The following is a 19,177-nucleotide window of genomic DNA, read 5'->3' on the forward strand; positions in this document are numbered from 1 at the left end:
TCGAGAGTTTCTAAAGCCGCTTTATTCAGAGAATACCAAAATCAAAAGTTCCTTTGCGTAAGTGGTAAGGGTATACCTAGCTTGTATACCCTATCATAAGCTGCAATGGGATTTGATGCTTTTATAATATCATTTAATAAGCAGTTTAAACCAGTTGCTTTCAAATCTGGATAGATTAGTAGACAATCAATATTCCGGTCGTCAGTGATCTTTAACTGACCCCGTACTTTCTTTAACCTTGCATAGCCGGCTACCTGTCGGATATCCTGATGTACTTGTCCCTGTTGGTAATGCAGTTTGTATTTTGCATCAATCACCATCTGACAATCGGGTTTAGAGATCAATAGATCCAATACATTTCCATAGGTGCTGAACTGGTAATGAATATGATGCTTATCCTGAGGATTCGCCTTTAACAACTGTATGTAGCAATATAACTCAAACAACCTGGGCATATCAATCCAGAAGGGGGGAGTCTTTCTTTCCACATTTGATGTTTCCGAGAGATTGTAGGCAAATTTTTTAAGAATATGCCTGCCTATGGTAATCGCTTCTTTATATTCTTTAAAAAAGGGATTGTAGCGTACCTGTTTCAGTTGATCTTCATTCAGTTCATTACCAATGTGCTCAAAGGCCGGACGACAATAGTTTACCAGGTTTGTTACCGCCTCTACATTATTTCCAAAGCAGGGCTTATTATTTTCTATATAGCTACTTGCGAAACGAAGCATTTCTTTCAGGAACCGGTTTTCGATATTGTCTTCACCAAATACCTGGTATTCGCAATAAGTTTGCGTTAAGCGGTTTTTGAATATATTCTGCTTAAGATGCGGGCCGATGAGTATCTTCCCTTTTACCCTGTTGTTCAGGTTTTCCCGCACTTTATAATAAGATTTTTTCAAACCCTTACGTACAACCGCTTTCAATAATTGCAGGAATTGCACTACCAGAAAGGGGGTAAGGTGGTCCTCCTGCTGGTTTACCGGTATTTGTGATGTATGCCAGTCTATTAAAACAAGATCATCTGTATAGTGGGTGGGTAGCCCAGCAGACATAATATCCAGCAACATTTTAAGATAGTCCACCTCCAGATATTCAGCTTGTGGCAGCTTATCTTTCAATTGGTCGTCGTCACTGATTTCTGGATCCGGTATATCTGTTATTGCGTCAAAAGTGGGAGCCAGTTTTGTATTGATCTTAGGATCTACCTGTATAAATTTCCTGTCTTTCACCAACCAGTCTGCACCGATATAATAGTTAGCTTTCAGATGGAACGTATCCGCATTTTTCTGTTCTAGTAAAAAAGGATAGATATCCTTTCCCCGCTCCCGTTTAAACAAGCGAATATTATCTTTATGCACTTTGGCAAAGACATCTTCACTAAACGCCAAAGCATTGACCTCGTTTCCGTTTGCGGTACGGTAAACCTCGACGCTCGCATGTTCTGTCAGGAGTATCTTCATGATACGTCTGGTTTCAATCCGTTAATATAATCTTTGATATCCTGTTCGCCGATCTTACCTGTTAATATGCCATCCTTTACATACTCGAGTAAGAGTGGAACCACTTCATAAGCCATTTTCAACCGGAATAACTCGTCTCTTTCAGCAGCTGAAGGAGCATCCTGTTTTTTCACAATAAAATAGCTATGTCCCAGCTGTACGTCTTTTGCTTCAAATTCAGGGCTTACATTATTGCGGTTGAACAATGCTGCCACTTTCGCAAAATGCGCTGCATTGAAATAGATTTCCTCATCTTCTTCCAATGCTTCCGGCAACACATTCACAAAGGCAAATCGTCTTCTGATGGCGTAATCAATGTGCCCTACACTGCGGTCTGCTGTATTCATAGTACCGATGATATAGAGGTTAGGCGGTAGGATTAGTTTGGTTGATCCATCTACTTCATATATAGAATCAACTACCTCATTACGATATTCCAAAGCATAAATTAACTCACCTAAGACAGAAGAAAGATTGGCACGGTTAATTTCGTCGATGATGAGTACATAGTTATTAAGTTCCTGCTTTTCAATATTTGTTTCTGGATCAAAGGATAGATTATTATCCTGTAAATATTTTTTGAATTTCTCAGTCAGATTCTGATACAGATAATACATTCCGCTTCTTGCAGACTTGGAAAGTACTATGTTCTCCTTTATCTTAATTTGTGGGCTTGTAAGATATAATCCAATATATCCGTTAATAATATCGTTATCTTTTATCAACACGGAATCACTTTCATTACTATACCGATTAACTCTTATAGCATCATCTTCTATTGCCGTTATTTTGGGTTTTGTTTCATTTTTTATTAAAACCTCTTCAAATTTTTCCAAGTCAGATTCCAGAAGTTCTTTAAACTTTTGGTATTGTTTCTCAACCCAAATTTCTTTAGATATTAATTCTGGAATTTTCTTAGAGTTTTGGAAATTTTTCAACGCCTCTTCTGCAAACAGAGCTAAAGGTTTATTCACATTTTTATATTCAATTTTATCTCCCTTAGATTCTGCCACAATGCCTCTTACAAAATCTTCGTAGCTGTACGAAGGGTGGAATTGGATGATTTTATAGTATCCAAATGAAGCTGTATCTCGTCTACTGTGCAGGAACTTAGCCACTGCTGCACTGTAAGAATGGGTACCATTAACGATCATGCCCTCTTTTTCCCACGCTTTAGCCTCATACATTCTCACAATTTCGTTGTATGGGGCAGTATGTTCTTTCCCTTCTGAGTTTTCAACCCGAATACCGCCTTCATTTACCCCCAGTATCTTAAAATTCAATTTGGTTTTAGCGGTTGGTATACTAATCTGGTCTCTACAATTAGCAATTATATCTTCCTTTGTCAATACTTCTGTAGTATTGGCACTAGTCAGTACTTGGGCTATTTTCTTAGCTAATTTCGTTTTTCCGGTACCCGGGGGGCCTTGCAGAATGATCTGCTTTTTGTACTTTAACAAGGCGATAATCTCTGCGGTTTTATCTTCACTCATATCGTTATCCGGCGTTTTAACGCTATTTTCAAAATCGTATTCTTCATATACCTGCCAGGGATAAGTCATGATCTGATAGCCATCGTTAGTATTCAGCGCTTTTTTGAAAAGCTGCAGGATCTGGTAGCTGTTCTCAAACCAGCTTGGCTTCCATTCCAGCGCAAATCCATAGGTGTTTATGCGCAATTGTACAAAGAGCTCCCAGAGCCTATTCTGATTTACTATAGTACATAGGAGCTGGGGCTGCAACCCGGCTATCAGCCGATTGGTAGCTGCGCGTCTATCCTGGTCTGTATATCGGCGTATCCTTGCCTTCAGCTCATTATATACTTCGTACTGCGGCTCGTGTTGTTCTTGCGCAATTTTTTGTAACAAAGGGGCGATCTCATCCCAGTGTGTTTTAATAGCCTCTTTCTCGTCATTGGTAAAGTATCCTTGCTTTAACGAAGACACGCATTGGCCAGAGGATTTTATAAAATACTCATGGAATACTTCCTGGTCCCAATCTTCCCAACGGACGGCACGGGCGGCTTCTTTTATAAATAGAGGTACATACTTGGCATAATTGCTTCTCCAATCGCCCCATACCTCTATCTTATTGCATATGGCTTCCAATGTTTGTTTTTCCATACTGAAAATATATAGGGTTTACATCATCTTTGATTGTATAGATAGAATTGTATTTCAACATCCATTTAGCTTACTTTTTGCCCTTCGCTTTCTTAATCAACTTTCCAAAACCTTTCGGCTCCATTTGATGTGTTCGTAACCATTCGAGCCCTTCAGCAACTTGCACTTCTGAGTATTGCCGCTTACGATCACTCCATTGATAAAAGTCCCGGACCAGTTCCTTATCTGTTATTGTTCGTTTTTCGATGATGCGGTTGTTCCAAACAGCATACAGTGTAGCGATGATCTCCGCTTCTGCTTCGGTGGTTTGATAAAGCAGCTCAAATAGCTTATTCAGCTGTTCATGTGCTGGCCCAAAGTATCCCTGGTAATACTCCTCGATGTTCCCCTGCTTTTCTAATGGCACAAATCGCTTGTTCTGATAATCAAACCACTTTTGCTTGCGGAAGTCGTTGTAGATAGTATGCATGAACACATTATCATAAGGGCCAGCTGCTTGGTAATAATAGTTCAGCTTGAGATCGGCTTTTATGATATGCTCTGCGAGGAATTGTATCTTCTGAAACTTAATATCGGTAAAATTAGGATCATTCCTGAACTCAGAAACGATTTTACCGGCCAGTACCTGCTTCGCAAAGTTTTTCCTACTCTCTGGAATGTTAAGTTTAGGTAGCTCCCCGTAAGTGTTTAGTGGCTTTGCAGCCGACGTTGCTTGTTCCTTCTCCAAATTATACTCTTTACCAACATCTACAACCTTTATCTGCCCGTTCATCAGCATGGGCAGTAACCAGTCGCGAAGGGCGGAAAGTTGTAGGTTTTGATGAAGATTAGATTGTCTTTTTTCTTCTAAAGGCTTTGCGAACTCATAATATTTTTCAACGATCTCCTTGTCAGGAAAAACGACATGGTATGAAGCCATAAAAGAATCGAACAAGAAGTTTTTTATACCACTTGTTTTCCCTTCATAGCCAAAGAAGACACCTGAATCATACAACCGTTGCCACTCCTGCAGAAAGTTGAAAATATACTTTTTATCCCTTATGGAAACGGCTTTACAAAAATTCGAACAGATCACATCTGCATCGAATCGTTCAAATGTTTTTTCTGTCAATAATGCTATTCTTGCAGTTGATTGAGTAGGACTTCCACCTGAAATTTCTACAATGAAATCGTTAGGGTTTAAAATTTTTGAGCGATTGTTTTTCAATATAAAACGCCCGGGAGATTTGATTTCTCCTTTACCATTTAAGCCATTTATATCAGCACCTCTTATGCAATAAACTCTTTCCGTGTAATTGCCTTCTTGGGTCTCTTTACCCCAATCGCCGGCCTTTGTTGCTGCAATCCAATCATTGAAAACTGTCACATTCCATCCCTTCGGAATCTCCCTCTTCAATACCTCATCATACACCATTTTACCCCCGGTGGATTTATAAGGCTTCCCGTTAGCATCAGGAAAATCAAATTGCACAAACCAGTAATCATAGAGCATTTTAGCCATTTGTTCTAGCTCGGCATTGATGCGGTTGTTGAGTTCTATTTTATCGTCTAAAGCGGATAAAACAGCTGCTATTTTTTGTTGCTCTATTAAGTCAGGAACTACAATTTCCTGCCTTTTTAGCGCACCCTCATTTACTCTCTTTCTACCAGAAGTACCCTCCATGCAGCTTATTGCCCGTTCCCTAAACAAAGGACTACGAGCTAAATAGTAAATAAATTTTTTGTCTGAATGTCCATTTTCTCTTAGAACAATGAATTCAGATGACCCATATGCCACCTCACCTTCATTCAAGATATCGACATACGCAGTCTTCCCATTTTCTAAACAAGGCGTAATCTTCGCTACAAGCGTATCTCCGTTTCTAAATTTGGGACCTGATTTATATTCAGCATATTCAAATCCTTTAAGTTTTCTTTCAAATGTGCCCAACTTCTCCATCGGAATTTTCTTAGCCAACCTATTTTTTGGCAAGCTTTCCGACGGATTAAAATCTATAAAATCTCCAATTGAAGTTTGATGCCAATTATTCATACCTCAACCCTTTTAATTGTTTCTGAATCTCGATATCCAAACGATTACCGTCTTTAAACAAAGCGTTCAGTCGTTCTTCAAAGCCCTGCATCTTTTCGGCAAATTCAGCTGCGGTAATATCTACATAGTCGATCTTTACTTCAAAGTATTGGCCGGCAGAAAAAGAGTAATTCTTCTCTTGCACTTGCTCTTGGGTCACGATCACGGAGAGATCTTCAACTGCCTGCTTGTTATTAAACGTATTGACGATTCGGGCTTCTTCCTCGCGGGTCAGCACCGTACGTTGGTTTTTGCCTTCTTTTACGGTTTCGCCCAGCTTGCTGGCATCCATCAGTACAATATGTTCGGTGTCCGCTTTTTTATCGAGAAACAGCACGGATACATTGGTGCCAGTGCTCGCAAAAATATTGCTGGGCATGCTCACCACACCGCGCAGCCAGCCCTTGTCCACCAGGCGTTCGCGGATCTTCTTTTCAATACCACTCTGTGCTGTGATGAATCCTGTAGGGACCACAATAGCTGCCTTCCCGCTATCGTTCAGGCTGTACATGATGTGCTGGATAAAGAGCAGGTAAATAGCCATTGATTCTTTCTTAGTCTTAGGTACATTGGGTATGCCGGCAAAAAAGCGTTCTTTAAAACTGTCTTTCTCCAGGTCATCCCTGAAATCTGAAAAATCGAGCTTAAAGGGCGGGTTGGATACGATATAGTCAAATTTCAGTTTCTCCAGGTAAAACGGCTGCGTAATGGTGTTGGTCTTAATCACGTTGGGAATGCTGTGCGTCAGATTATTCAGGATCAGGTTCAGCCGCAGCATGGTGCTGGACTTCTGCGAAATATCTTCGGAATAAATGGTACACCTGTCTTCACCAATTTTATGAGCCAGGGACATTAACAAGGATCCTGATCCCACACTGGGATCGTAGCAACGGGCCTGCTTTACCTTTCCTGGCACCAGTATATTCGCAATGATCCTGGATACGGCATTAGGGGTGTAGTACTCCGCATATTTTCCGCCTGAATCAGAGTTGTAATCCTTGATTAGGTATTCAAAAATATCTTTGAAGAAATCATATTTTTCCTCAAAATAATCCTCAAAGCTTTGTTCAAAACTGAATTCGAACAGTTTATTAATGAGGGCGCGGCAAAAAGCATCCCTTTGCGAAGCATCCGTGATAAAAGTGCTCAGCTCATCGAACAATTTATCTTTCGCCCCCGAAAAAGATTTAATAGAGAAGACATCGGCATTTTCTATGCTGATATCTCGTAGCGTATCATCGAAGGTTTTGGCGAAATCACCACTGTTCTGAATATTGTGTAGGTGAGCTATGAGCTGATGCGGTTTTAAACGGGGCACATTCTCATCCAGCAAATCCATCAACAGCTCATAATCTTTCTTTTTAAGCTTGATTAGTGCTGCACTGAAATCTTTATTTGCATCAAGTTCCGGCTTCAACTTTTTTACCTCATAGCGGAATTTATCATTTAAAAATTTATACAAAAAAACCTGTGAGATGATCTTGAATTCGTTGCCATCATTGCCTAAACCATAGTTGGCGCACACACTCTTCAGGTTGTCTATAAGCTGCTTCGTCTTGATCGTATAGTTGATATCTAATGTCATTGCTTAATACCGGTTGTGATACAATTGAAAATATTCTTTCCCGATAAGGGTGCTGATGTTTTGGCGTGTATCTGTATCTAAATTTAATTTTTCATTCACTACGAATTGCTGTGACACTAACTTAATTAGGTAGCGGTCAAATAGTGCCTCATTACTTAAGAAGTCTTCCTGGCTTTCCAGCTTATTGTCCACTTCATTTTTTACCTGAATCAAAGCACGATGCAATTGCATTTCCCTGGCATTGAGGGTTCCTTTTTCGGTAAGGCGTTTGTGAATGCGCACATATTTCTCATCGTTACTGTACTTAGCTTTGAGCAAAGCATTTTTGCGGTTCAGCTCTTTAGCTTCGTCGTATATCTTGCGTAGCAAGGGCAGGTTCTCCACCATGTCCGCCTGTGTAGTTTCGGTAAGGTTCTTTTTCCTGAAAATACGTTCGAGCTCTTCTTTCAGACTTACGAAATGAGGATCACCCTGGTCAAAATTGTTTTGCAAAGCTTCCCGGGTTTTGCGCAACTGTTCTTTTAGTTCATCGGCCAGTTTTAACTCTTCTTCTCCTACTTTGATGAATTGGAAAAGTATGTCTTCCAAAGCTGCATTCAACAGGTTTTGCGTGGCTTCCTCATTGCCGATGTTTTCTACAAAGTTGAGGTTATCCAGCCGGTTTTGTGCCTCTATCAGCAGGCGGTTCAGTACATCAAAATCTATCAGTTCACCTAATCCTTCTAGATCCTGTAGGGCAATTAAGTTTTTCAGTTCTTTAGCGGTACGCAAGGCTTTGACCAGCTGCATCAATTCCGCCTTGTTAGTCAATTGCGCGATTTGCTGAGAAAAGATTTCGCGGTTTTCCGTATCGTAATGGAAAAGTGTTTCCTTGATGCGTTCAATCTCGGTCTTGATTTCCGCTTCGGATTTGAACAGATGAGAATACATTTCCATTTCATCACCCAGTTCCTCCTGCAGCTCCCTGAAATATAATTGGTTGGTACGGTCGAATGCTTTTGATATATCCGCAAAGTCAACAACATAGCCATACTGGTACTTTTTGTATGGACGGTTCACACGCGTTAATGTCTGCAGTAGATTATGATCCTGGATAACACGCGCCAGGTAGAGCTTTTTCAAACGCCTGGCATCAAAACCTGTAAGCAGCATATTATAGACAAAAAGCAAATCAATTTTGCCAGCTTTATATGCTTTAATGAGTTCTTTGCGTACACTCTTATCGTTTTCATCATGCAGGATCAATGCTGCGGTTAGCGGCTTTTTGCCTTGCTTGCCATAGGGCACAAATGGCTCGTCTGCTATGGACAACTGCGCTGCATCTGTTTCCTGCTCTCCATACTGTTCTTCAAATAACTGGAATAGCATTTTGGCTTGCTTGGATGAATCGCAAACTACCATACCACCCAGGCTTTCATCCTGCCAATAATTCCGGAAGTCATTTAAATCCTTAGTGATATAATCCAAAAGGCCCTGAGCAAATTTTCTTTCCGCATACACATCTGAAGCCTTGATATCGCCCTTCAGGAGTTTGATCTGCTGCATCACATCCTTCATTTCCATTTTAAAGCTGCCTTCTATTTCTTCCCGGATCAAACGCAGGGTATAGCCATCAGCAATGGAGCGATTGTAATAATATTTATGGATATAGTTACCAAAAAGCAGCTTGGAATCATATTCTTTTGCTACCTCTTTTAATAGTGGTGTTCCGGTTAAGGCAATGATTACAGCATTCCTATCAGAATTGATCAGGTTCGCGAGATAGTTGCCTTTGGGGTTATAGCTCCGGTGCGCTTCATCCAGAAAATAAATCCTTTGGGTATTGATATCATAATCCGGTAACCTTACGACGGTAGCATCTTCACTGAATTTCTGGATATTGATAACAGTAATTTCAGGCTTGCCGCTATCATTATGTATGGCACCTGCTATTTGTAAATCATTGATAAATGCCAGACGGGAGTTTACCTGTTTCACTTTTAGACCGCGATTAGCAAATTCTGTTGAAGATTGGATCAGCAGATCCAACCTGTCTACGATAAAGTAAAACTTCGGGACAATGTTTTGCTTCTGATAATAATCAATAAGGTGCTGCACATTATAAAAGGCCAGAGCCGTTTTACCGGAGCCTTGTGTATGCCAAATAATACCTTTACGCTTGCCGTCATCCAATTTGGCTGCTATGGCCATAGTGGCAAAGATCTGCGGGTAGCGCATGATGTGTTTATGCAAACCACTTTCTTCTTCAACATAAGCAATCGCATAGCGTAAAATGAATGCCAGCCGTTCCCGGCTGAATAAAGAAGTAAGGATACGATGTGTAGGCGTATTAGGTTCTTTATTGATTTTGAATTCTGGGCTATGTTTGATAACCAGCAGGTTGTTATCCTTCAATATCGCATTTTCATCCGGCTCTGAAATCGTGCCTAACTTTTGTATTACGGGATAGTCTTCATCTTCACGGAAATAATTGAACTGTAAATCTGCATAAGCCGATGTAGCATAAAATGCACCAAACACAGGTTCTACAATTCCGTCTTCATATTCCATATTATTGGAAAAGACCATCAGCTGTGTGATATTGGCAAAACGACGGAAGTGTTTGTTTTTAAAGCGGGCATTAATACGACTTCGTTCAGCAATTACCCCTTCTTTATTATGCGGCTTTTTCACTTCCACGAAAGCCAAAGGCATGCCATTGATCAATATCGTAATATCAGGACGAAATTCCTCATCTCCGCTCTTAGCAGTCAATTCGGCTGTAATGTGAAAGCTATTATTATCGAAATCCCTAAAATCAATCAGTTTAATACCTGAAGTCGTCGTCAGCCTTTGGTAGAACTTTCTTCCGAGATCTTCATAGTCCAATTCCAGGCTTATCTCATCCAATACCCGAAGAATTTCTTCTGTAGTCGCCCCTGGGTTAATGCGTATTAGACTTTCAACGAAAATATCTTCGAAGATATTAGTATCATCTCTGCACTGCTGCCGATCAAGAGGTATATAATGATATCCCAACTTCATTAGATGAAGTAAAGCAGGAATTTTGACGCGTGAGTTTTCGTTGAAGGACATTAAATTTGGTGGGGTTTAAATTGGTCAGTAATTCTTAGTAGGGTGCATTAGTTCCCGTACATCCACATTCAGCACTTTTGCGACGCTGATCAATGTCTCTAACGATGGCTGCTTCTCATTGGTGCACCAATGAGAAATAGTTGTTTCATTCTTACTTAAACTTTCAGCAAGCCATTTATTGGTTTTGCCCTGTTCAGCAAGAACAACTTTAATGCGATTAATTGCCTTTTTAGACATAAAATTTGCTTATTAGGCAAATATATCTTATTAATAGGAAAAACAATAGCCTTTTAAGTTAGCTACATGTATTATCCTATGTAATAAGAAATTTCAAACCAGTTGAAGGATTTATTTTCTCTGCATCGATGGTCTTAATTCTCTCATCAATGCTGAGAGAATTGATCTTTTACCTCTTTCGACACTAATGAATGCTTACTCAAAGAATTCATATCATATAGAGTTTAGAAAACAAATCACATCGGCGGAACAGGATTCGAATTAATTCCTATAAATAATTTAATATCAATTATTTAAACTCTGACCGCCTTTGTGAACTCACGGAATAACTCACAGGAGTGGGCTAACGATTTTTTTAAAGAATTACAGTATTAGTCCTTTTTATAGTTCGTATGGACGTTGTATTTACCTTAGTACTTGGCAGGAAGGATTGACGTAATAGCCTGATTATTAGCCGTTAACCATCATAATTTAAATCCGACTGAGTTGCCAATTTACTCAGTAAGCCTACTCAGCTCCTCACTCAGCGAAAATAAAAGAAACAGGTCAGATAAGTGAAATAATTAAAATAAAAAAGCCTGTAAATCAAATATTTACAGGCTTAGTCGGGACGACTAGATTCGAACTAGCGACCCCTTGCACCCCATGCAAGTGCGCTACCGGGCTGCGCTACGTCCCGAACCGGTAACAGCATTTTACTGCTGTAGTATCTTGAAAGTAATGTTTGTAAGATCTTTTGTCGGGATGCTTGGATTCGAACCTTCGGTCCTTGCACCCCATGCAAGTGTCAGTATTTTTACTGACGGGATGCAAAAGTAACTATATTTTTCATTTCTAAAAACTTATTTACCACTTTTTTATCTCCCTTTTTGCAAACGCCCCTCTGTCGCGTACTTCCCGCCGGAAATCCCCCAAAAATACTGCCAGGCCAGGATCAAACCGGGGCCCCTCACCATCAGTCCCGCTCAAACTCATCTATCTCCCGCAAAAAAGCCCTGGCTTTTTCCACCGGAGTCCATTCTTTCCCGCTAAACAACCAGCGGAACCAGCGCTTCCCCGCATTTTTTAGCGTAATATTCCGGTACATCCAGACAGCCCCGAACGTAAAAAGCGCCGTCACCGGTACTGCCACTGCCCAGAACCAGGTATTCCCGAGCATCGCCGGCGTAAACCAGAAGGTGGTGTAAAACGGCGCCTGCAGAAATAGTATCCTTGTAACGCTGATCGTAGATGCCTGCAACATTGCCAGCTGTTTCTGGGTCTGTACAACAGACTCGCTGTTGCTGATCCGGCTCATCAGTACCAGGTGCCGGATATAAGCCGCAATGGCCACGATATTAAACACCATGATCATTCCCGCGGATACCACCAGAAAGATCCGCTCAAACTGCAGGGAGTTGAACACCAGGACGCCTAAGACCAGCACCCAAAGTATTCCCGCCAATAAAGTAAACACCTTGATACCCCTCATGGACCGGATCGCCGATTTCGCTTTCTGTGTCTGTATCTCCCGCACCAGGTGCAGGTTCAGGGCAAGGGTCCTTTCGAGTTTCTTGTCGTAAGCCTGCCAGAGGCTTTTTAATTCCATTTCTTCCATTTCTTAATGATTGATGGTTGAGAATTTCTGTTTGAGCTTTTCTTTTACGCGGCTGATCTTGGTAGCAATATTGGTTGTGGTAAGGCCCAGTATCTCTGCCATTTCACGGTGCGTTTTTTCTTCCAGGTACAGGATCATCAGCGCCCTGTCCAACGGTGGCAGCTCATTTACAAATCTTTGCAGCAGGCGTATGTTTTGTTCCGTTCCATCCTGTTCGGCGCCCGGAAGCAGGTTAATGATGTCGTCTGTAAGCGGGAGCGCCGCAGGCCCCCGGCTTTTATCTTTCCGGTAATAGGAAATAGCTACGTTGAGCGATATTTTATATAGCCAGGTAGACAATTTATACTGCTCATTATAGTTCCCGAAAGAGCGCCAGAGCTGGAAAATAATCTCCTGGATCAGGTCTTTCCGGTCCTCATCATGATAACAGTATAAATGTGCCACTTTGTAAATAAGGCCCTTGTGCTCCGTTATGACAGTCAGGAATCTATCTGCCTGTTGTTGTGAGTCCATGCCACGCTTTGCTTTAGTGTTAAGTTATAGATTTTCTGGCCATTGCTTTACTGTTGTCATTGCCTTGCCGGGGGCGCACAGTAGTCTGCCGGGCGCCTGTAATAACTGGTCATATTTCATAGTGCATTGCATTGTTGTATCTAATTATTCGCAGGGGAAATAAAAAAATCACAACTCACCGGTAAAATCTCGCTATTTTAACAAAATCCGGCACATATACCATTGGATAAAAGGGCTGGCGGATGGGGGCAGGAACGCCTATTACAGGTACCACAGATCAGAATAGAAGAGAAGAAGATGTTCGGAGGATTGCGTTTAAGGTTAACTACAAAATGTGTGCAGGGGTAAATCAGGCTGGCCCTTGCCTTTAACAAGACTGCAAAACCCGTTAAAAAAAGCAGGCCGGAAACGCTCCGGCCTTTTTTCAGCAATCTTCCGTCGGCCAGCTGCAAATACAGATGGAGGCGCCGCAAACAGTCAGCGGTCCCGATATCAGGGTGTCTCTGGTAACAATAGCAGTGTCTCTGGCAGTGATCTGTGTGGTGCTTAAGCTGGCCACTTTAATTTTGTCGAGTCGCAGTTTTTTAATGGTCTTTTTTTTCATAACAGTACAATTTAAGATTACAGGTAATGAAGTGTTGAGGGGCTTCAGGGTATTGAAGTACATTAAATTTATTGAATTATTTTGGTAATTTGACGACCGTCCTAAAAACAGTGAACTTGCATATATCTGTAGGCTATTATCATCGTATTATAGTTATTTTATGTTTCCTGACGAGCGTACAGCGCCTGGCGGCCCAGACCCGCGAACGGCTCAGCTATGTAGATCCTTTCATTGGCACCGGCAAAAGCAGTGTGCCCACCAAATGGGGCAGCGAAGGGGGAACCTATCCCGGTGCGGTAGCGCCCTGGGGGTATTTACAGCTTACACCAGAAACACGGGTTACCGGCGCAAGGGGTTATGACTATAGCGACAGCTCAATATATTTTTTCAGCTGCCTGCATCACAACAGCGGTTTCCCCAGCGGGTCTGCCGGCAACCTGCAGGTAATGCCGGTAGACAGCCGGGAAAACTTTCAGGCAGGGCAATACAAACGCCGATTTTCCCACCGGGATGAACTGGCAAAACCGGGTTACTACAGTGTATTGTTTCGTGATAACAATACCCGGGTGGAAGCCACCGCTACTACCAGGGCGGGCATGTTTCGCTTTACGTTTCCCGCCGGTGTAAAGCCACAGGTGTTTATTAACGAAAACACCAACGCATATACCGCGTTTCGCTTCAGCGAACCCTATACCAGCAGGGATACTGTGCCGGGCGGCTATATCCTCAGCTTTGCAGCCGCCCGCTCCGGCGTCAAAGTAATCCTGCTGCGCCTCAGCGCTTCCCGTGTAAGTAAGGAAAGCGCCGAACGTAATATCGCCGTAGAACTGAAGAAGGGATTTGATGACATCTGGAAAGATACACGCAGCGCCTGGACTCGTACATTATCTGTTATTGACGTTGCTGATAGCAGCGAAACCAATAAGACCGTCTTTTATACAGCCTTATACCACGCCTGCCTGCTGCCCTGGGTGATCTCTGATGCAGACGGCCATTATCGCGGCGCAGATGGTAAGGTGCACACGGTTACAGGTAGAAATGCATACGGTGGATTTTCTCCCTGGGATACTTTCCGTTCCCTGCATCCATTGCTAACGCTGTTGTATCCTGATAAGCAAAGAGAAATGCTGCTTTCCATGCTGGATATTTACCAGCAAACCGGGCACCTGCCCATAGAAAGTATGACCGGAAATCATGCGGTGCCGATCATCGTGGATAGTTACCTGAAAGGGATTACCGGTATTGACGCTGCATTGGCCTATACTGCAATGAAAAAGAGCATTGCAGATACGCCCTACCTGCAGCAGGATATGCCCGCATTCCGCCGCCAGGGCTATATTCCGTTCTCTTACCCGGAGTCGGTCACCCGCACGGTGGAATATGCATATGACGACTGGGCACTGGCGCAGTTTGCGGAAAAAGTGGCAGCTCAGCCGGAAGATCAGCGCCGCTTCTTACAAAGCAGTTATGCCTACCGGCAGCTCTTTCACCCGGCAGAAATGTCGCTCCTTCCCCGCGACGGCAATACTTTTAAACTGCAGCCCGGCACTACCGGCTATAAGGAAGGCGATCAATGGATCTACTCTTATTTTGTACCACATCACGAGCAAGACCTGGTGAACCTGATGGGTGGCCGCCAACGTTTTACAGCAGACCTGGACGAAGCGCTCAGGAGCGGGCGGATCATATTTGACAATGAAACGGTATTTCACGTTCCCTGGCTTTTTAATGCTGCCGGCGCGCCGCAGAAAACACAGCAGTGGATAGGAGAGATCTTACAAACGCGTTTTGCACCCACTCCGGGCGGGTTGCCTGGTAATGACGATCTGGGCTCCATGTCCAGCTGGTACATTTTCAGTGCGATGGGAATCTACCCGGCATGCCCGGGGCGCCCGGAATATAGTATTGCCGCTCCATTGTTCCGCGCTATACGCATTCATCTGCAGAACGGCCGCACACTGGAGATCAAACGCACCGGCGCTTATCCTTACATCCGGTCAATGACGGTTAACAAGGACCCTTATGACAATATCACTATTTCGCATGCACGTATCCTGGAAGGCGGCAGCATTGTATTTGAAACTGCGGTCACTCCCGCTCAATGGCCTTCTCATCATGCACCGTCGCCGGGGGAACCGCGGTTCACCATGCAGCAGTATGCGTCCTCCCGGGAGAAAGTAGTGCCGCATGAGCTTTTCTGGATACGCTTCTCATTGCATAACAGCGGCAGCCTGGGCACACAGCAGGTAATGCTCAAAGTGAACGGCAAAGCGTTTGCGTATAAAAATTGCCTGGTAGACAGCGGTGCAACTATTGCCGACTCTATTCCCTGCCGCCTTTATCAACCCGGCAAAACACAGCTGAGTTTAAATGAAGGCGCAACAATGTCTGTTACTGTTGTCAAGCCGCCGCACCCATACCCGGACAAACCCCAGCTAAGCAATTTTGTGCTGCAGCCGCTTGTTAAAGCAGGCAGCTGGCAGGAGTGTACTTTCTCTATCCGGAATACCGGTGGCGAGGCGCGCAAATTTGATGTGCCGCTGCTCCTCAATGATAGCCTGATCTCCACAGCTAAAGTCCTACTGCAGCCGGGAGAGGAGAAACAATTGTCCCGCAGGTTCCAGGCAACATCTGCGGGATGGTATCAGCTACAGCTTTATAGCGTTCAGCGGCGTTTCCGTGTGTATGATGATCACAAGTCTACATTGCTGCTGGATCTTGAAATGGAAGGTAAAACAGCTGATAAGGTGTATGACCGCTCTGGTTTTTCTAACCATGGTGATATTATACGGACGGACAAACCGGCAGACAGCACAGCAAAGCTGCTGCTGGGCAGCAACTGCTATATAGAGGTGCCTGATGCACGCAGTCTCGATGTAATGGATTCATCTATTACCATGATGGCCTGGGTATATCCTACCGCCCCCGGTGATAACCTGGTAGACCTTTTTACCAAAGGCGATGTACATGTGCTGCAGGTATCCGGTAACCGCTCGCTCACTTTTTTTGCAGGCGGCTGGGGCAGGGGAGATGTAAGTGCCGCATTACCGGCCAACTGGCAAAATCATTGGCACCACATTGCAGGCGTTTGTAACGGCAAAACCCTGGAGCTGTATATTGACGGCCAGTTGAAAGCAAGCGCACACCTGGAGGAATCGGCCAACCTGTCTGTCAGCAACCGTTGGAATATTGGCCGCAACGAAGAATTTCCTTCATCACGCATCTTTAACGGCTACATGGATAAAATAAAAGTATTTGCCGCTCCCTTATCGGCCCCGGATATACTGGAAGCAATGGGTGCACATCCATGAGCCGCGTACCTTAGGTGCTTTTCTTTTTGATAATGGCTTTTAATTGGGAGTGCCAGCTAAGCAGGTTGCCGATGATGAAATAATCTTTGAGATTGTTCTTGATGCTGCTGCGCATCACGCGCACCACCACATCTTTTTTTACTTCCCCGGTTTCTCTTACCCATCCCAGCAGATCCAGCGCAATGAGGGCCAGCAGTGCGCCCAGCAGGAACAGGAAATTCCAGTCGTGCAGGGATACCAGGTGCAGTGTCTTCTGTAGTTTAGGGCTGCCCCAGGTGGCGTCAATACTGAGATGCCGCTGGCTGAAGAAGTCTGCCAGGTAACCGCCGATCAGCGGGGCAATGGAAGAAAAGAAAGCGGTGATGATATTCTTGGCAGAAAGGTATACCACCGCGTCTTCCCGTGGCGCCAGCTTTAACCCGATATTGGTGAGAGAAAGATTGATGCCCGAGGTAGAGGCGCCCGTCACCATATGAATGGCTACCAGCAGGATGAGGTTGGCATATAACCGTGAATAAATTCCTACAAAACACCACGCAATGATGCAGGTAATGTATAATGGTGCGGCAATGCTGATGATCGTTTTATTGCTGTACCTGTCTGCAAATATGCCCCATATCCTGATGGTAAGTATACTGCATAGCTGGCTGATGATGGTAAGCCGGATGATATAGGAAAGCGACAATCCCATGCCTTTCAGCATGAATACCATAAAGAAGGGCGTTGCAATGTTGAGCGCAAATACCCAGGCAGAATTAAACACCAGCAGGCTGCGGAAATTAGGATCCTGCAATGGTCGCTTCAGCAGGCGGAATATGTTGTCCTTCGCCATATAGGTTTGCTGTTCCGGCGCCAGCGAAAGGATGAATTCGCCGAACAGCCCGATACAGCCACCGGCAATGAACATGGTAGCATAGGTGGCCAGTTCATATTGCGGATAACGTCTTTTTATATAATCAACTGCTAAGGCTACGGCGAGGCTCAGCACCACGTTCAGCGTTTGCGTATAGCTGCCTCTTCTTGAAAAGTAGGCTCCCATCCGGTTCTCCGGTACCAGGTCTTTTATCCAGGAGTTCCAGCTTGGACCAGCAACAGAGCCGAAAAACTGGTAAAAGAACAGGAAGAAAATGATGAGTTGCACGGAAGAAGCATGTGGTGCAAAAAGCGCTATGCATCCGATGATCAGCAATGGTATACGCGCCAGTACGCCGCATATCACCGCAATGGCGCGGCGGTTGTTGAAGCGCCGCACCAGCCAGACAGAGAACAGCTGAAACAGGTTGGTGAAGGTGGGCAAGCCGGCGAGCAGGCCGATCTGGAAATTGTTAGCCCCCAGCAATAATGCCATGGCTACCAGGAAAGCCCCACTGGTAAGGGTGGTCATTGCCTCTGCAGCAAGTCCATCCCCGATCACCAGCTTTAAGCCGCTTTCCACCTCTGCTGTTGTCAATGTTTTTTTAGGACGTAAGATCATATGCCAGCTTATGGGTTCAGTCGGCAATGATTATACCAAGAGAGGTGGCGCTTCATTTACCGCGCCTGAGAAATGCGATCCCTAAACCGATACACAGTATGATAGCGGAAAGATGCGGATATATCCTGGCAGGTTCATAATCCGGATGAGAGATTACAATGCTCATATCTACCGAGGGAACAATACTACCCAGCAATAAGGTAATGCCCAGCGCCCGCCACTCTTTCATGAGGAGCAGTGCGATGAACAGCAATCCGCTGAAAGTATCCCTTATTGCTTTAATGTAATGGAAAGAAAAATCGCTCCGGGTGTCCAGCTGAATTCCAAATGCGGTTGCTGCCGCTTCCGGTACCAGGAAAAAGCGCAGGCCGATAAATATCAGCATAAGGCCGGAGATGAATGTGAGCCACCAGGTGACAGATCTGAATGTTGTTGTCATTGTACTTGTTTTTGAACAGTACAAAGGTGCGGCGCTGCTCCGCCAATTCCGTTCACCCGGGTTAATAAAGCTCAGGACCGCGATAACCTTTTGCGTATGCGGCTCAGGGATGGCGGTTTTACACCTACATAGGAAGAGATATAGTACTGTGGAATGCGTTGCTGAATATCAGGATAGAGCTCCAGGAACTGCAGGTAGCGTGTCTCTGGCGGGTCGCTGTACATGGAAGCGATCTTCCGTTTAGCATACACAAACAGGTTTTCTGCCATCAGCCGGCCAAATTTATTGCCTTCGGCAATGGTATTGTAAAACGTCTGCAGGTCGTCAAAACTGATCACCAGCAGGCGGGTATCTTCCAGGCATTGAATATTTTCCTCAGAGACAGATCTGTCCAGGAAGCTGGAGTAGTTGCATACAAATTCTCCTTCCCGGCCAAATTCGCCGGTAAGCTCCTGGCCGTCTTTATTGATAAAATACCTGACCAGTCCTTGCTGAATGAAACCTACGTATTTACAGACACCGCCTTCCTGCAGAAAATATTCGCCTTTCAGCAATTGCTTTTCCTTGAAGAGTACAGCTACCTGCTGTTCTTCTGCTGCACTGAGTTTAATAAACTGCTTAATGGTCTGGATCAGTTTTTCCATGA

At 44.0% G+C, this 19,177-nt stretch carries 13 protein-coding genes and 1 tRNA gene; 1 reads left to right on the forward strand and 13 read right to left on the reverse strand.

Annotated elements, in window-relative coordinates:
- Positions 1-41: 41 nt before the first annotated feature.
- The 10 genes from Q0577_RS05160 to Q0577_RS05205 form a co-directional block, all read right to left on the reverse strand.
- Positions 42-1,463 (reverse strand): hypothetical protein, encoded by a 1,422-nt coding sequence (locus Q0577_RS05160; protein WP_298733421.1) that lies wholly within the window; start codon positions 1,461-1,463, stop codon positions 42-44.
- Positions 1,460-3,625, reverse strand: coding sequence for an AAA family ATPase (locus Q0577_RS05165; RefSeq protein WP_298733422.1), 2,166 nt, complete (start codon positions 3,623-3,625; stop codon positions 1,460-1,462). The genes Q0577_RS05160 and Q0577_RS05165 overlap by 4 nt, the downstream gene beginning before the upstream one ends.
- A 70-nt stretch (positions 3,626-3,695) precedes the next feature.
- Positions 3,696-5,657, reverse strand: coding sequence for a restriction endonuclease subunit S (locus Q0577_RS05170; RefSeq protein ID WP_298733423.1), 1,962 nt, complete (start codon positions 5,655-5,657; stop codon positions 3,696-3,698).
- The gene (locus tag Q0577_RS05175) at positions 5,650-7,281 is read right to left on the reverse strand and encodes a class I SAM-dependent DNA methyltransferase (protein WP_298733424.1); all 1,632 of its coding nucleotides are present in this window, start codon (positions 7,279-7,281) and stop codon (positions 5,650-5,652) included. Before Q0577_RS05175 ends, Q0577_RS05170 begins: the two co-directional genes overlap by 8 nt.
- A gap of 3 nt (positions 7,282-7,284) precedes the next feature.
- Positions 7,285-10,356 (reverse strand): type I restriction endonuclease, encoded by a 3,072-nt coding sequence (locus Q0577_RS05180; protein ID WP_298733425.1) that lies wholly within the window; start codon positions 10,354-10,356, stop codon positions 7,285-7,287.
- 24 nt (positions 10,357-10,380) lie between these two features.
- On the reverse strand, positions 10,381-10,593 hold the full coding sequence (locus Q0577_RS05185) for a helix-turn-helix transcriptional regulator (protein WP_298733427.1): 213 nt from the start codon (positions 10,591-10,593) through the stop codon (positions 10,381-10,383).
- A 605-nt stretch (positions 10,594-11,198) separates the two neighbouring features.
- Positions 11,199-11,272, reverse strand: a tRNA-Pro gene (locus Q0577_RS05190).
- 276 nt (positions 11,273-11,548) lie between these two features.
- Positions 11,549-12,190 carry a hypothetical protein gene (locus tag Q0577_RS05195; RefSeq protein WP_298733429.1) on the reverse strand — a complete coding sequence of 214 codons (642 nt, stop codon included), beginning with the start codon at positions 12,188-12,190 and terminating at the stop codon, positions 11,549-11,551.
- 3 nt (positions 12,191-12,193) lie between these two features.
- The gene (locus Q0577_RS05200; protein ID WP_298733431.1) at positions 12,194-12,703 is read right to left on the reverse strand and encodes a sigma-70 family RNA polymerase sigma factor; all 510 of its coding nucleotides are present in this window, start codon (positions 12,701-12,703) and stop codon (positions 12,194-12,196) included.
- Positions 12,704-13,127: 424 nt separating this feature from the next.
- The gene (locus tag Q0577_RS05205; protein ID WP_298733433.1) at positions 13,128-13,307 is read right to left on the reverse strand and encodes a hypothetical protein; all 180 of its coding nucleotides are present in this window, start codon (positions 13,305-13,307) and stop codon (positions 13,128-13,130) included.
- Between the two features lie 116 nt (positions 13,308-13,423).
- On the opposite strand from Q0577_RS05205, the gene Q0577_RS05210 reads away from it, so the two are divergent.
- Positions 13,424-16,618, forward strand: coding sequence for a GH92 family glycosyl hydrolase (locus Q0577_RS05210; RefSeq protein WP_298733435.1), 3,195 nt, complete (start codon positions 13,424-13,426; stop codon positions 16,616-16,618).
- A 10-nt stretch (positions 16,619-16,628) separates the two neighbouring features.
- Here Q0577_RS05210 and Q0577_RS05215 read toward each other — a convergent pair whose 3' ends face one another.
- The 3 genes from Q0577_RS05215 to Q0577_RS05225 form a co-directional block, all read right to left on the reverse strand.
- On the reverse strand, positions 16,629-18,092 hold the full coding sequence (locus tag Q0577_RS05215; protein ID WP_298733437.1) for an MFS transporter: 1,464 nt from the start codon (positions 18,090-18,092) through the stop codon (positions 16,629-16,631).
- 52 nt (positions 18,093-18,144) lie between these two features.
- Positions 18,145-18,531 (reverse strand): DUF4267 domain-containing protein, encoded by a 387-nt coding sequence (locus Q0577_RS05220; protein WP_298733439.1) that lies wholly within the window; start codon positions 18,529-18,531, stop codon positions 18,145-18,147.
- 71 nt (positions 18,532-18,602) lie between these two features.
- Positions 18,603-19,175, reverse strand: a complete 573-nt coding sequence (locus Q0577_RS05225; RefSeq protein ID WP_298733441.1) for a Crp/Fnr family transcriptional regulator — start codon at positions 19,173-19,175, stop codon at positions 18,603-18,605.
- Positions 19,176-19,177: the final 2 nt, after the last annotated feature.

Origin of the sequence: uncultured Chitinophaga sp. (assembly GCF_937898475.1) — a bacterium.
Lineage (GTDB): Bacteria > Bacteroidota > Bacteroidia > Chitinophagales > Chitinophagaceae > Chitinophaga.

Excerpts from the sequence above, each read along its gene's own strand:
- Q0577_RS05160 (WP_298733421.1), bottom strand. The coding sequence starts at position 1,463 with ATGAAGATACTCCTGACAGAACATGCGAGCGTCGAGGTTTACCGTACC.
- Q0577_RS05165 (WP_298733422.1), bottom strand. The coding sequence starts at position 3,625 with ATGGAAAAACAAACATTGGAAGCCATATGCAATAAGATAGAGGTATGG.
- Q0577_RS05170 (WP_298733423.1), bottom strand. The coding sequence starts at position 5,657 with ATGAATAATTGGCATCAAACTTCAATTGGAGATTTTATAGATTTTAAT.
- Q0577_RS05175 (WP_298733424.1), bottom strand. The coding sequence starts at position 7,281 with ATGACATTAGATATCAACTATACGATCAAGACGAAGCAGCTTATAGAC.
- Q0577_RS05180 (WP_298733425.1), bottom strand. The coding sequence starts at position 10,356 with ATGTCCTTCAACGAAAACTCACGCGTCAAAATTCCTGCTTTACTTCAT.
- Q0577_RS05185 (WP_298733427.1), bottom strand. The coding sequence starts at position 10,593 with ATGTCTAAAAAGGCAATTAATCGCATTAAAGTTGTTCTTGCTGAACAG.
- Q0577_RS05195 (WP_298733429.1), bottom strand. The coding sequence starts at position 12,190 with ATGGAAGAAATGGAATTAAAAAGCCTCTGGCAGGCTTACGACAAGAAA.
- Q0577_RS05200 (WP_298733431.1), bottom strand. The coding sequence starts at position 12,703 with ATGGACTCACAACAACAGGCAGATAGATTCCTGACTGTCATAACGGAG.
- Q0577_RS05205 (WP_298733433.1), bottom strand. The coding sequence starts at position 13,307 with ATGAAAAAAAAGACCATTAAAAAACTGCGACTCGACAAAATTAAAGTG.
- Q0577_RS05215 (WP_298733437.1), bottom strand. The coding sequence starts at position 18,092 with ATGATCTTACGTCCTAAAAAAACATTGACAACAGCAGAGGTGGAAAGC.
- Q0577_RS05220 (WP_298733439.1), bottom strand. The coding sequence starts at position 18,531 with ATGACAACAACATTCAGATCTGTCACCTGGTGGCTCACATTCATCTCC.
- Q0577_RS05225 (WP_298733441.1), bottom strand. The coding sequence starts at position 19,175 with ATGGAAAAACTGATCCAGACCATTAAGCAGTTTATTAAACTCAGTGCA.